This window comes from Burkholderia sp. Bp9015, assembly GCF_003853505.1.
GTDB lineage: Bacteria > Pseudomonadota > Gammaproteobacteria > Burkholderiales > Burkholderiaceae > Burkholderia.
The window spans coordinates 61,605-74,156 of record NZ_QTPZ01000042.1; the positions used below are offsets into that span (position 1 = coordinate 61,605).

At 59.4% G+C, this 12,552-nt stretch carries 13 protein-coding genes; 9 read left to right on the forward strand and 4 right to left on the reverse strand.

Annotated elements, in window-relative coordinates:
* Nucleotides 1-195 precede the first annotated feature (195 nt).
* A complete protein-coding gene (locus tag DIE12_RS38800; protein WP_260429062.1) occupies nucleotides 196-843 on the reverse strand; it encodes a thiol-disulfide isomerase in 648 nt (215 codons plus the stop codon).
* Nucleotides 840-2,342 (reverse strand): GspE/PulE family protein, encoded by a 1,503-nt coding sequence (locus DIE12_RS32250; protein WP_124551492.1) that lies wholly within the window; start codon nucleotides 2,340-2,342, stop codon nucleotides 840-842. The genes DIE12_RS38800 and DIE12_RS32250 overlap by 4 nt, the downstream gene beginning before the upstream one ends.
* Nucleotides 2,343-2,467: 125 nt before the next feature.
* On the opposite strand from DIE12_RS32250, the gene DIE12_RS32255 reads away from it, so the two are divergent.
* From DIE12_RS32255 to DIE12_RS38805, 6 genes are all read left to right on the forward strand, one after another.
* Nucleotides 2,468-3,646 (forward strand): hypothetical protein, encoded by a 1,179-nt coding sequence (locus DIE12_RS32255; protein ID WP_260429063.1) that lies wholly within the window; start codon nucleotides 2,468-2,470, stop codon nucleotides 3,644-3,646.
* 556 nt (nucleotides 3,647-4,202) lie between these two features.
* Complete coding sequence (locus DIE12_RS32260) at nucleotides 4,203-5,504, forward strand: hypothetical protein (RefSeq protein WP_124551493.1); 1,302 nt, start codon at nucleotides 4,203-4,205, stop codon at nucleotides 5,502-5,504.
* Between the two features lie 10 nt (nucleotides 5,505-5,514).
* Entirely contained in the window at nucleotides 5,515-6,918 is a 1,404-nt protein-coding gene (gene traN, locus DIE12_RS32265) for a conjugal transfer protein TraN (RefSeq protein WP_249192519.1), read from the forward strand.
* A 27-nt stretch (nucleotides 6,919-6,945) separates the two neighbouring features.
* Complete coding sequence (locus DIE12_RS32270; RefSeq protein ID WP_124551495.1) at nucleotides 6,946-7,278, forward strand: hypothetical protein; 333 nt, start codon at nucleotides 6,946-6,948, stop codon at nucleotides 7,276-7,278.
* 1 nt (nucleotide 7,279) lies between these two features.
* Nucleotides 7,280-8,188, forward strand: a complete 909-nt coding sequence (locus DIE12_RS32275) for a hypothetical protein (protein WP_124551496.1) — start codon at nucleotides 7,280-7,282, stop codon at nucleotides 8,186-8,188.
* Nucleotides 8,181-8,309, forward strand: a complete 129-nt coding sequence (locus DIE12_RS38805; protein ID WP_260429064.1) for a hypothetical protein — start codon at nucleotides 8,181-8,183, stop codon at nucleotides 8,307-8,309. Before DIE12_RS32275 ends, DIE12_RS38805 begins: the two co-directional genes overlap by 8 nt.
* Nucleotides 8,310-8,431: 122 nt before the next feature.
* Here DIE12_RS38805 and DIE12_RS32280 read toward each other — a convergent pair whose 3' ends face one another.
* Nucleotides 8,432-8,680 (reverse strand): hypothetical protein, encoded by a 249-nt coding sequence (locus DIE12_RS32280; protein ID WP_124551497.1) that lies wholly within the window; start codon nucleotides 8,678-8,680, stop codon nucleotides 8,432-8,434.
* Between the two features lie 130 nt (nucleotides 8,681-8,810).
* Here DIE12_RS32280 and DIE12_RS32285 point away from each other — a divergent pair, with 130 nt between their 5' ends.
* Nucleotides 8,811-9,050 carry a hypothetical protein gene (locus DIE12_RS32285; RefSeq protein ID WP_124551498.1) on the forward strand — a complete coding sequence of 80 codons (240 nt, stop codon included), beginning with the start codon at nucleotides 8,811-8,813 and terminating at the stop codon, nucleotides 9,048-9,050.
* A 136-nt stretch (nucleotides 9,051-9,186) separates the two neighbouring features.
* Here DIE12_RS32285 and DIE12_RS32290 read toward each other — a convergent pair whose 3' ends face one another.
* Entirely contained in the window at nucleotides 9,187-10,659 is a 1,473-nt protein-coding gene (locus tag DIE12_RS32290; protein ID WP_124551499.1) for an ISNCY family transposase, read from the reverse strand.
* Nucleotides 10,660-10,821: 162 nt separating this feature from the next.
* On the opposite strand from DIE12_RS32290, the gene DIE12_RS32295 reads away from it, so the two are divergent.
* Complete coding sequence (locus DIE12_RS32295; protein WP_124551500.1) at nucleotides 10,822-11,013, forward strand: hypothetical protein; 192 nt, start codon at nucleotides 10,822-10,824, stop codon at nucleotides 11,011-11,013.
* Nucleotides 11,014-11,471: 458 nt separating this feature from the next.
* Nucleotides 11,472-12,470 carry a hypothetical protein gene (locus DIE12_RS32300; RefSeq protein WP_124551501.1) on the forward strand — a complete coding sequence of 333 codons (999 nt, stop codon included), beginning with the start codon at nucleotides 11,472-11,474 and terminating at the stop codon, nucleotides 12,468-12,470.
* Nucleotides 12,471-12,552: the final 82 nt, after the last annotated feature.

Here is a 12,552-nt window from a genome sequence, read left to right on the forward strand (position 1 = left end):
ACTGTACATGGTGGGCGCGTCTCAATAAAGGCGTAAACCCGTACGCCTTCGGCCATGGCGGGGCAGGGCACTGTCGTAGCTCCCCACCCGCCGCGCGAGCCCGGCATGGTACCCCGCGATGTGTGTCAGAGGGTTTAATTAATGTTAATAAATGTAATCTGTCTGGACCGGCTCGAACAGACTTGGCAGCTCGAGTCACTTTGCCATCGAGATCAATCCATTCACCAGCTGGCTGAACAGCGCCGCGTCCCCGGAGGTGAATTCCGGGGTGACAATATAGGTTCCCGAAACGGCGACAGCGGGTGTATTCGTAACCGCAAGCAGCTTCTGCCGAACAAGCGCCGCACGCAGTTCTTTCTCAAGTTCAGGAGCGTGATCTGCTACGAGCCGAGGGACTGAAACTGGCAAATGGGCGGCTTGTCCAATCCGATCAATACCAGCCCAATTTGATGTTGATATTCCCCTGTCCTGAGCCCCGATAAATGACGCCTCCATGAAATTTCGAAGGTAGTTCGGATAATATTTTTGAACCGCAAGAAAGCTCAAGGCAAACTGAATACCGTCCGCCTTATTAACGAGGGGCGTGAATATGAAGGTCTTCTGGCGAGGTACAGTTGCTTCCAGATTATTGAAAAACTGGAAATAATTCCGTGAAAACTGGCAACTAGGTGAAAAAAAGACACGCACCGTTTCTTCGTCCCCCTCCACCGGCTTGACCTGAAGATACGGCTTCAGCTGTTCCATGCCCGCCGGCACCTGCGCCTCGACCGGCCCGACGCACCCAAGGCAGAGCGAGACTGCAAGCGAAATGATGACGCGTTGCCTCCAATTGATCGACATCATGCGAGTTCCCCACGAACAGCTGCACGCGCTCTTACGAGATACGTTTCGAGTGGCTCGTCGCTGCCGGCGTCGGCCTCTTGCTGGTATGTATCGATCGCTGTCGCGACGCCAACGAAGTCAAGGCCATACTCCTTGGCAAAACGGATCCGCAAGGACGGATACCCTTTCGCGTCGCTGCTTCCCTCCAGACCCGCGATGCAGTCACGTAACCGAGTCTGTTGGCCTTGCACGGTACGGACCCCGCCGACCGCAAGTGGCTCGTACTGGTCTTGTTCACAGGCCGCTCGATAGATGGCCGAAACGTCGACCCGCTTCGTACGAAGCAGCTGCTTGACCTCTGGTGTGGTAACGATGACCTCGACGATCGCGACCTTGCCTTTGTGCGCCCGTGGCACCACTTCCGTCACGGAATCACCGAGGTCGATGCCATTCGCCGCGAGCCATAGCTGCTCGTCGCGTGTGAGCGGTCGCTCGACCGACTCGCCGTCGTATTGATCAATGCGCCTTAGCGAAACCACCGCCTTCAAGGTCTCCGCGAGCCGATATGCATCCCGCGACTTGTCTTTGGTCAGGTCAAGCGCCCGCGTATAGGTCTCCGCACTGTTATTTGTATGCAACGTCGCCAGCACGATATGCCCGGTTTGGGCCGCCTGCAGGGCGATTTCCATCGTTTCAGAATCACGAATCTCCCCGACCATAATCGCGTCGGGATCGGACCGGAGGATCGAACGCAGTGCTCGAGCGAACGTAATGTTTCCGCTAACTTGCCGCTGCCGGATCGGGCCGTTTCCGCGCAACGCAATCTCGACCGGGTTCTCGATGGTATCGATGGCGCGGGTTTCGTCGTTCAACACCCCCAGAATTGCATTGAGCAACGTCGTCTTTCCTGACCCGGTCGGTCCAGTCACGAGAATCAGCCCGCTTGGCTCGCTGATCGCCCGTAAGATCGTCCGGTAGACCGAATATGGCAGGCCAAGCTGATGCAACTTCGGTGCTCGCTGCGCGTCAAGCAAGCGGCAGATGAATGCGAATCCGTTGAACGTCTTCGAGTACTCAACTCGAATGTCGACTGAGTACCCAGGCGCATCGTCGAACGGCTTCAAATTGTGCGATATCGCGAAGTCTCGGGGAAGTTCAATTTCGAAACGAGTCGAAGCAATTTCGGGCGTTGACGCTCCTTGCGGCGTACCCGTGAGTTGATGAAGCTTTGTCTCCCAGTGCCTGCCCTCATCCTTCGGATACTGGAATCGAAAATTCCTGAATCCCGCTGGCGTCCTGACATGCAGGTAGACCTCTATCGACCCACGTCGATCACGGCCCGAAATGTGTATATCCGAGGACTGAGTAACGATCGCCCACACGAAAATACGTCTGATTGTCAGCTCGATCGGAGCATGCTCGTTCGCCCCCTCGCGCACCATCATGATGGCGCGCCGCTGCTCATCCGTCAGCTCGTCCAGGCCCTCGACAGCTGGCACACACGCATGCACATCCTGCATCTCCGAATCCCCGAAAGTAGCTTCCAGTGCGTGCTACGTCGAAAGTTCAGCGAGCACCGGAATATAAATTTGTGTCCTCTTTGGAAGTGATTATAATTTAGGTGCCACGTGCTCTCAACTGTCCAATGCAGACCATCGTTTCCTGGGTTCACCGTTCCGCTCCGTGCCTCATCGTCCCGCTCGCGCTCTGGTGCGCGACCGCCGCATACGCGCAAGAGAGCGGAATCTCTCCCGGCAACGTCAAGGGGTTTGCTGAATCCACGTTCAACTCGCCGGTATTCAAAGACCTGGTCAATGGGTATCAGCAGCAGAACGCATCGGTATTGAAAAGTGTGTCGAGCGATGTCGTCGACCGAGCAAAGGCGCTTCTCCCGAAGGCGAGCCAACTCGGTGAACGACTTCGCTTCGGTGACCACAACGTCGTCTCCAACGATGGCGAGACGATCGTGATGTGGATGATCGAGGCGGCAAACGCACCTGCAGACAAGCGAGCGGGAGTGCTGCGTAAGCTCGCTGATCTCAGTGCTCGTGGACTCCCCGAAGCGATAACTTTCGAAGGATTTGTCGCAGAGTACGGACTCTTCGGCGCCTCCAAGGATCCGGCTCGCGCGATGAACCTGTACCGGTCTGCTGCGGCCCTGAACTATCAGCCAGCGATCTACAACCTCTCGATCGCGGCAGCCTACGGGAAGCTCCAACATGCCGACCTGTCCGCGGCCCTGTCGTACGCGGGCCAGGCGGCAGCAATTGCACCTGACGCGTCCTATCGAGTGTGCGGATTCGCGTCGTTCCTGAGCTACAGGCAAGGCGATCGCGGTCGCGCGCTTCAATACGCTTCGTCGTGCTGGTCCGACCTTGCGGGAATCGCGCGCGGTCGCTACGACCCACGGGCGACGGTATCCGAGCGGGTAACCCTGCTGCGGAACTCCATCGGAACCGGGATAGACGACGGTTACACGCTGCTCGAGCAAGTGGCTCGTGAGGCCGGGCCGGATCCTCAGTACCTTGCCTGCAAGTATGAACTCGTCAACAAGTATCGCCGTGCAGGAACGGCCAACACATTGCGTGACGACGCCATCCAATGTTACCGCCGGACCACACCGACAACCAATTCGCGCGACGCTGCCATTCGATTCAATACCGTCGTCCCGGGCATCATCGGATTCGTTCCGACCGAAATCCGCGCCCTCGACAAGCTTCGAGCATCGAACAAATTTCACTACGGATGGAGTGTTCCGTATCTCCCGTTTCGGCAACAGGACGTCGACATGTTTGCCCCGTACGTGACCCACGCCAAGCAGTGAAGGACGCCCGTATGCCCAAGTTCTCCCTGGCTCTAGCATTGAGCCTCGCTCTCGCGCAATCGTCAGCTAATGCCGCGCCGGATGGGCCGCAAAGCGTGCTCACGCTCGCGCTCACGAATGGATCGGCAAGTGCGAAGCTCGACGACAACGGTCAGTACGCCGCCGCGATTGCTGCGATCCATAAGCGAACCGGCGACACCGGGCCGGTGGTTGTCCTAGCGAGGCGAGTCCAGTCGTTCAAAGACCAACCACGATGCGGACGAGTCGCCTTTGTCGTCGCACAGCCGTCGTCCAAGATCCTGTGGACCGATATGGGAGGGGAGCTGAACATTTGCGAAGACGGCAATCCTCCCTTGCGGGCTTGCAAATCTAATCCCCGGAAGCTTGTCCTTCCGGACTCTGCGTGCTCCGACGGTTCGACGCCGGTGGACACAGCCGAGGTTGCCGCAGCGATACGGAGCGCGACAGCTGCAGGGGGCCTCGACCCACGCGAGGCGGCCCGCCGCGTGCGAGCAGCCGCCGGGTCCGCCAGTTCGGCCACCACCGGAGTCCGTGAATGAGAGGCCTCGTCATCGCAGCGCTCCTTGCGGCGGCAAGCAGCGCGTCTGCGCAGAACGCGTCCGACGTCAACAACGGTCGGGCTTTCGCGAATTCCATCGCACCGACATCGCAGACGCAGATCGTCAACCCGGCCGGTGTGAACGCGAGCGCTTGGTCGGGGCAGACCAACATGCCGACGAGTGTCCCCTCCGGCTTTGCCGCGTTCTCGAACCCGAATACAAGCTCGAACGCGCTGACAGCAGCACGTGGTAGCAGCCTCACGACGCTCGGCAATCAAGCCCAGATCGACTGCGCGAGCTTTGTGCCCGGCAATGACCCGTATCAGAATCAGTACTGCGCGGCGGTCAATTTCCTCAACAATCAATGCATGCAGCCGACCACCGGACAGAAGTCGGTATTGGGGAAGACTGGACAGACGATCACGAGCAACGCCAACTGCGCCGGCACATACGGAGCTGGGCAATCTCACTTCGGTTACGGCGACCAGGTCACGATCGACGATCCCATGTTCAAGGTGATCCTGGGTCTCGGCGACAGCGCAAAGGATGCGCTCTCTACGATTTGCACGCCCAAGACGGTAGTGACACAACCCGCCCAGTATGAAAATAACACCTGCGTCGTCTCCGTCGACAAGGAGGAAAACGTCTGCTCGCAGTACTTGAACGCGACGATCACGAACTCGATTACCCAAGCCATCTCCGTAGAGAATTGCCCTGACGGAACGAGTATGCAGGGGGGGATGTGCTTGCACCAAGTGACCTACAACCCTTGGATTTCGTGCCCGGCAGGCTACATTCAAAGCGGCCCGAATCACGACCAGTGCGTGCAGATATCAAATCTCCAGGGCACGGCCTACTGTCCGGGGGGCTTTGGAACCGGGCATACCGACAACGGCACGATGGTCTGCGTTTCTATGTCCAACTATCCGGATCCGCCTCCGAACGTGCTAAACAACATGCCACTGATCGACCGCGGCGTCTGCATCGGAGGCACCTGCTACAACCCGTCTTACTTGCCACTGCAATCGTGTCCTGATGGCTATACCTTCGACGGCACCCAATGCACGAAGACGACCACGATCGGCGCCACCTACAGTTGCCCGAATGGGGGCGCCCTGCAGGGCCAGACCTGCGTCACCAGCGAATCGACGAATCCTACCGTGACGTATAGCTGCCCGCCGGGGCAAACCTTGAACGGCTCAAACTGCGTGAAGCAGGAAGTCAAAACGAGTTGGACCGACACCTGTACGGCGTACGAGCAGAGCGCCGGCGTCGCGCTCCCGACTCCGGCGAATTGAGGGCCCACCGATGCTCACCACTCGTATCCGCGCCGGGCTCCACGCTCTCACTCTCGCGGCATTGTTCGCACCCGTTGCGGTCGCGGCCCAGACCTACGGCCCGGGCGCGTGCTCGCCCGTACCTGGCTCGCAAAGCTGCATCGACACGACTCCTTGCAAGACGTCCGGAACCGGCCAGCAGATCTGCCTGTCGACAGCTACACCGCCGGCTGGCGCGCTGCAGGTTCCCTACAGCTGCTGGCAGTACTCGTACAGCTATGCTTGCACCGGGACCACCGTCGACACCTGCGGCCAATATCGCAGCAACTCTGCCTGCGGCGTTGTCGGCAGCGTCTGCAACGACACGATCGCCGAAACCGGCCAGTGTGACGAGTGGACCTATACGTACCGCTGCCAAACGAAGGCCGAACAAACCGGCCAACAGATGAACTGCTCGAACGGTCTCTTCGACAACAGTGGATTTCCGACCCCGCCGAACAACAACAACTCCTTCTTGAACGGAGCACTCGGCCTCGAGCTGCTTGGAGAGGCACAGAAATACACCGACGGGAACAACATCTTCTCGGGTGTGGAAGAAAGCTGCCGGAAGGGGTACGAGGGGATCCAGAACTGCTGCAAGAGCACACCGGGCGGCCAGTCGAACAACGTGGTGATGAACGCAGCTATCGGCGCGGCCGGCTCGGTCGCGAAGTACGCGGGAGAAAAGCTGATCGACCTCGCCTCGCCGTATGTCTTCGACGCGATGTACACGAACGGTATCTTCTCCGAGGCGCTAACCCAAAACTTCACGACGGCATTCTCGCTCGACGCGGCAAACGGTGGAGGGCAGCTCGGCACGCAACTGGCATCCGGCGGGATCCAGTTCGGGGTATACGGCTTTACCGTTGGCTTTGGGACAATGACACCCGGGCTCTTTGGTGCCAACATGCAGCTGGCATCGTTCGGGTCGAATGGCTACCTCGCATTCAACCCCTACGTGTTCGCGGCGATGGTCGCGATTCAGGTTATACAGGGCCTCGCGAAGTGCTCGCAAGGGGAGCAGCTGCTTGCTTTGCATAAAGGTGCAGGACTGAGCACCTTTATCAAGGAGGAATGCGCGAAGAAGGCCCTGGGCGTGTGCGTCCAGTACGTTGACACCTACTGTTCGTTCAACTCCCAGCTTGCGCAAATCATTAACATTCAGGGGAAGACACAGCTCGGCCTGCCCCTCGAAGGTTGTCGCGGCCTGACGCCTGACCAGATCAGCAAAATCGATTTCAAGAAGATCGACTTCAGCGCCTTCGCAAGCCAAATGATGGATCAGGCGATGAAGGGGCTCCCGAAAAATATCACCGGCAACTACCAGCCGATCATGCAGAACACACCGAGCGGGACGTCGCAGAAGGGCGGCTCGGCGGTGCTTCCGACTTACTGAAATACTAACAACGAGACCAATACGAACATGAACCTCCAGAGATTTGCGAAACGAGCACTCGTCGCCGTTGGCGTCGTTGGGCTCGTTGTCTCCCTAGGCACCACAGGCGTCATCTACAAGATGAACCGCGAGTTGACCAGGCAAAATCAAGAGCAGACGGCGCGAGTCAAGACGTTGACGGATGACGTAGAGAAGCTCGGAAAGCGGCTGACGGCAAGCAATGACCAAATCGCGGGCCTCCAGAGCCAGATGGCAGGAAGTCAATCCGAGCTCGAGAAGCTGAAGGACAACGTCGACGCCTTTGCTACCCAGGCGGCCGCATGCGATACGTTGCGTCGTACGATGAAGGGTGGGGCATAACATGGTCCGCGCTCAATTCGCCACCGCCTGGGTCGCCGTCGCGTGCTCTGTACTCGGCACTGGTCCCGCACATGCCGCGCCTGTCGAGTTCGATACCGCCGCCGCTCACGTCATCGTTGTCCGCCCGATCGACAGTTGGTCGGGCGACTCGTCCGCGCTTAAGCACTCTCTCGAGTCCCTTCGCGACCGCACCGTTTCGTACGACGTGGTGATCGCCGGCACCCGATACCGCGGGAGTCCGCTGGTCCTGCAAGGCATCAGCGATCACCCCGTGACGCTCGGCGTTGAAGCTGCGCTCCGGGGAGATGGATTCTCGCTGGTCCGCAACGCGTCCTACCTCTTTCATGTCCTGGACGCGTCGCCCTTAACCCCTGCGGACTACCCGGCATTTTCCCGGGCCCAGGCGGAGTACTACAGGCGGTTCGTGGAGCGTTCGGGCGACCCAAAGACGCTACCCGCCCGGTATGGCGTCCGCAACCTGATCGGCAACGCTTTGTCGATCGGAGCCCTGTTTCTGCCGAGCCAAGGCCTGGGGATCGCGAACGGTGCACAGGTGATGGTGAACTCCGGTTTGGCCGAGGATATTGGCCGTCTGCCGCGCGCGGCGCGCGCCGCGCTCGTGCCGGCGCGACTGCCCGATCTCGACCTCGCGAGCTTCCGCCAGATTGACGTCCGGCGCGTCGACTACAAGCCCGACACGCCCGGCGAAATCATCATCGCGTATCGAGACGAGAAGACGCCCGAAGCAGAACAGGACGCGCTTGTTAAGGCGATCGCAGTTGTCGCCGGCGCCAACACCACCGCTGATGCCGTCGAGACGGCACGGCAAGCCGATTTTCAAGAGCGCGTCTCGCTTTGGGACGCATGTGTAAGTGAAGGAAAGTGCCAAAAGGAGGCCAACCATGACTGATTCGACCAAACAACAAAAGCCGGTACCGAAGATCCTGAAGAAAAATGGGCTGCTCACGTGGCTGGCGTTTGCACTCATCGCGCTCGTCGCCATCAATTCGATTTGGAAACACGTCGGTTGATCGGTCCGCGTCCCGACCTTCATCTTGGAGGTCGGGACACATTCAACACCGTCTAGCCAGCACTTATGCAAGGAACATACCTGCGGTGGTACGAATCGGCGGTCAGCCGGTTCGCCAGCCCGCTAGCCAACATACAAAGGCAAGCCGCTGTAGCTGCCCTTGTGGCTGGCGAGCCAGTCGTCATCGATGAGACGGTACTGAAAGTCGAGCGGTGTGATTGGCCTGCTCCTGATGGGTTTGGATTCCAAATTTTTGGGCGGAATGCCCAACGAGTAGAGTTGTGCGTCGTGCTCGACCTTGACCATCCGCAACCGTTGCAGATCGAAAAAGTTGTAGCCGCAATTGCTTGGGCTGAACAACAGCCAACGCACCGGTCAACACATCCCGATGGTCCGGGGATGGAAATGAACGACTACGACGACCCACCTGTAATAGGTTGATTCTTGGTACATGGGGCGCGCCGTTGCGCGACCTCGACAAACAGGTAAGGAGCAGAAACAAATGGCTTCGCCAGAATGGATCGAGCAAGCGTATCCGCTTCAGCAGATTACGGTACAAGTTCAAGGCACACGCCATAGCAACCGCGCAGCGTTGATCGACCAGCTCGAAACGGTGATCGCGAGGCTTCGCGCGGGCGATCAGAGCGGATCGGTGCATGACGACGACTTTGGCTATCGCTTCGTGGTCGCAGAGTCCATCAGCGGTCCGTCATTTTTCGATGACCCCGCGGGATCGGATTGATGCGCCGCTCGACGGCCGGTTTCTGTTACGCGGATTCGCGCCATGAGCCTTGATCCACCGTCGATGAGACGCCAGAAAACGCAACGCAAGCAAACGTACCAATTGTCCCCGCTAAGTTCAATTGTCGGGCTTCCAGCTAAATTGAAATGTCGTGGTGTTTGGGCTTTTTCTTGTCCTTATTCAAGGTGTTGGGGTGGGGCGGCGAAGCCGCCCCCCGTTCCCTGATTCCTTCGACGCTGACTTCAAGAATGGCTTGATTCAGGTCGGCAAGCTCGATGGCACGCTGCTTCTTCAGCCCGATGAGGGCCTTCTTTGCCTGGACCTCGGCACCGCAATGGGTGCGCGACGGTGAGCCGGAAGCGCGGCGATCGTCACGCATATTCTGGATGCGCCGTGCGACTTCCAGGGCGCTGGACAGCCGCTTGTTCTCGACCTCGGCGCCTTGATCGATGCGCGTGATGCGATCGTATTGCCGGCACGACAGCACCGCGCCGTTGGCCTGTACCTCGATCATCCCGTCCGGATATTCGACGACCTCGACGTATTCATGCACGAGGCTCCGATTGGCCACCGAATCGGCGAGCAGGTACATCACGCGGTCGTACTGCACCGTCAACGCGTTGGATACCTTGCGCGGCACGCGATACGACAGTATCTGTCTCAGATCCTCATCAGCACGCAGCGGCCGGTGTGCGTTGTGATCGCTCTTCGGCGGTTTGCCGAAACGACGGTTGAAATCAGCGATGAAGGAGGGCGCATACGCGTTGGCGGCCTCCCGTGTGCTGATTCCTCGCAATCTAAGCTCTTTGACAAGCCGGTCCTGCAACGTCAGGTTGGCCCGTTCCACACGCCCCTTGGCCTGACTTGAGTTTGCACAGAACGCGTCGACATTGAGCTCGTACAGCGCCCGGCCAAACTGCGTGACGCCTTTGCCCGCGGTCTCCGAGCGCTTCTTCACGTAAAAAACGCTGGCCTTGTCGCTGTAGAACGCCACCGGCTTGCCATGCGAATCCAGGTACTTCGACAGCGCCTCAAAATAGCTGAAGGTCGATTCGTTCGCTGTGAAGTGCAGCGCCATGAGCCGTCCGGTTGCATCGTCAATGAACACCAGCAGCGTGCAGGCTGGCGCACGGTCCTCGAACCAACGATGGTCGCTACCGTCGATCTGAATCAGTTCCCCGAGGCATGCACGGCGGTTGCGCGGTTGGTAGACCTTCGGCGGGCGTTGTTTGCGTGGAATCCAGAGGCCAGAAGCCCTCATCAGCGTACGAACCGTTTCGACAGCCAGGTCAATGCCATGACATTCGCGCAGCTTCTCGCAGGCCAGCGTCGGCCCAAAATCCGCGTAGCGCTCGCGGATCAATGCCAGCGCCCGCTGCGCCTTTCCAGCAGGCAACTGATGGTTACTCGGGCGCCCACGCTTGCCTGACACCAATCCGGCGACGCCGGCAGCGCGATAGCGCAATACCAGACGCTCAACTTGCCGCACGCTCAAATCCAGCCGTTCGGCCGCCTGGCCGGGCTTGAGCCGACACTCGGCTACAGCCTCAATGACCTTCAGCCGATCCACTTCACGCATCGTCATGGTGATCGTCCCAGTCGCGTTCATCGCCAGCGCTCCCAAGGGGGCAGGCGATCAACCTACAGGCTAAAACACGACATTTTTATTTAGCGGAAACGCGACATCTGAACTTGGGACCTACACCAATCCGGTTGATAGATACAATTATGTAAACTAGACAGGAATCCGAATTACGAGGAGATCGGCTGAATGGATCCGACTAGCATTCTTGCACCTGGCGACAGCCCCCTCGCGGTACTGGGCTGCGGTATTTTCACTGTTGGCGTTGCCGCGGGCCTTAGCTATCTTGTTGGTAGCGTAACTAAACCTGGGGGGTTAGTCGCGGGGATCGTTGGGGCCTTTGCCGGCCTCGCGATCATGCTGCAGCTCTTTCTCAAGTGAAGTGCCTTGGCGAAAGCCCATGAACCCCGCAGTGGCAATAGCAACTGCGGTCGTGGTCGCTGATGTCGTGCCTGTCGCCGTCGTGGTCGGCCCGCAGCCTTCCTTGTCACCCCCTTTCTGCGTTCGGGCGGTGCTGCGCGATTTTTTCCGATTCGCAGGCGTAGTCTTTCAAGACGCTCGACCCGCGTGTCGGCAGCCTAGGTACACCCCAAACGACCTGTAAACCCAACCGCTCGCGGGCGGTTGACGCTGCAAATCGACCTGGTCCATAATGCGACCGTTGCTCGGTTACCGTGTCGGTGCTGCTACCACCGCCGGTCAGCAATGACCTCTGTTTTACCCGTCCTTCCCCCCGTTGTTCCTGTTGTACCGATGCGCCCTTTGCCAGCATCGCGTACGACCCTCTAGCAAGTCGTGCGCCGGTGTCCAGGCAAATCTCGATTCTTCAAGGACTCGAAATGGCGTATCCCATTGTGCTCGCGGCAAAGGCCGCAGCCGATCTTATCTTGGCAGATGACCTGCCACTCACTCCCCAGGCTTGCCAAAACCTTGTCACCGCGGCGCTGGTTGCCGACGCGGCCAAGAACTTCGAGGACGCGATGGCAAAGGACCTGCCGATCGTGACCGACAAAGCCCAGGCGGCCGACACTCGCGGCGTTCCGCCCATCTGGAACCGCCAATTACGGGACGACGCAGTATCGGACCGTGCCGGCAAAGCGCTGATGCGCGCGCTCGAGCGGTCAGGGCAGCCGCTGCCGCCGGCGCTCGAGTTCAATTTCCTGAAGTTGCGGGTCACCGAAATTGTGACGCGCCAGATCCGTGAGCGGGGCCTTTTCGTCTACACGCAGAGACTGCTTTTCTCGCCCGAGTTTGCGACGACCGGGATGCAGGTGCTCGCGAAAATGAAGCTGCCCGAGTTGCCGCCCGTGGCAGCAAGTGTCGCCGTCGCGACCGGCGAGGTCCCGCCGCTGCCGTCGCGCAACCTCAAGGAGCACCTGCAATTCCTGAATACCCCGACGATGCGAGGTTGGCGCGGACCGCGGGGTTCTTTCGCCGACTGGGTCGCGAAAGCGGCGCCCGCTGTTGTGGAGTTCCCGGCGCCGAACGTTGCGGCCGGCCGGACGTGTCGCTCGGACCGCTTCAGTACCGGATACCGTCGCTCCGCTGAACTGGGCATGGGCTTCTTTCTCGCGACCGACTTCGACCAGATTGGCGACCGCCTCAACATCGTGACGCCCATGCTGTTCCATCACGCTGCACTGGACGGCAATCCGCAGCCTTGGCGGGCAGAGTTTCTCAGCGAGCAGGTACACCGGCGCTTCACGCCCCGCGAGGAGGATGCCCGACTGCAAAAAGCAATGGGCGAGAGCCCCAGGCTGAAGGTTTGCCCCTCCTGCGCCGAGATCTACTCCGACGATCGCGCTGACCTGAAGCTGCGCTGCCAGTGCGGCCGCTAACACCTACGGAGATGATCGTGGCAAAAAATGGACTCATCGTTAACGATGTCGATCGTTCAATCGACCAGGAGGTCAGCAAACT